Here is a 1,155-nt window from a genome sequence, read left to right as displayed (position 1 = left end):
GACAAACGCGGCCAGCCGCACGCCACGTTCACGGTTTGTCATCTTGAGCATGTGGAAAAGGCAAAGCAGCAAATCACGGCTGGTTATGAGGCAAGCAAAGGTTCGCCAGAACAGCAGGCGCAGCTTATGGCCGCTGTTCTTGGTTTGATTGAAAATCAAAGTAAACTGATTGATAAAATTCCATCATCGAGGGAACTGACAATGGGAGACACCTACCAAATCTACGGCGGACAAATCGGCGCAGTGGGACAAAGCGCATCTGCTTCTGGCAACACCTTTCAGCAAATCACCGCAGAGCTTTCCCGCCTGCACGAAGAAATGCAGCGCAGCGCGAAAACCCCGGAACAACGCGCCGCTGCCGAAGATGTCTCCAAAGCCGCGCAGGCCGCTCAGCGGCAAGATGAATCAGCCATGTTGCGGCATCTGAAAAACGCCGGAAGGTTTGCTTGGGATTGCGCCAAGCAGATCGGCACTGATGTTGCGGCGGAGTATTTGAAGAAAACTATAGGAGGATGAACGGCTGTGTTTTGAGCAGCATCATCCGCGACGGAGCGGACTCCGCACACCCTTTTCCTTTTGCAGAACAATGAACTATCAGCAGGCGCAGCAGTTTCTCGACCAGCTCCAGCTTTTCAAGATCAAGCTGGGGCTGGATTCCATGCAGCATTTTCTTGCCCGGCTCGGCGATCCGCAGCAGCAGCTGCGCTGCGTCCATATCGCAGGCACAAACGGCAAAGGTTCGGTCGGCGCGGCCCTGCATTCCATGCTTGCCGCCGCAGGATACAAGACCGGCTTGTACACTTCGCCCCATCTCAGCTCGGTGCGGGAGCGTTTTCAGATCAACGGCGCATATATCAGCAAGGAAGACTTCGCCCGTCTGGCAGGCCGGATTGAATCGGTGCTGGATGGCCGCCAGATCACGTATTTTGAATGCACAACCGCCTTGGCTTTGCTCTGGTTCGCCGAGCAGCAGACCGATTTCGTTGTGCTGGAAGTGGGAATGGGCGGCAGGCTGGATGCAACCAACGTGATCACGCCGCTGGTGTCTGTCATCACCAATGTGAGCATGGATCACGAGCAGCATCTCGGCGACACGCTGGCAAAAATTGCGGCGGAAAAGGCAGGGATCATCAAAACCGGCGTGCCGGTGGTCTC

The 1,155-nt window shown here is 55.8% G+C and carries 1 protein-coding gene and 1 pseudogene; both read left to right on the top strand.

Annotation, left to right across the window (positions count from 1 at the left end; genetic code table 11):
- Window positions 1-516, top strand: a pseudogene (locus tag ACNKID_RS04525) (hypothetical protein); the annotation flags it as partial.
- Window positions 517-586: 70 nt separating this feature from the next.
- A partial coding sequence (locus ACNKID_RS04520; RefSeq protein WP_417912244.1) for a bifunctional folylpolyglutamate synthase/dihydrofolate synthase occupies window positions 587-1,155 on the top strand: 569 nt, incomplete at its 3' end.

This window comes from Candidatus Electronema sp. TJ, assembly GCF_048287355.1.
Classification (GTDB): domain Bacteria; phylum Desulfobacterota; class Desulfobulbia; order Desulfobulbales; family Desulfobulbaceae; genus Electronema.
The sequence above is the reverse complement of the archived record's forward strand: the minus strand, read 5'-3'. Positions and strand labels throughout refer to the sequence as shown.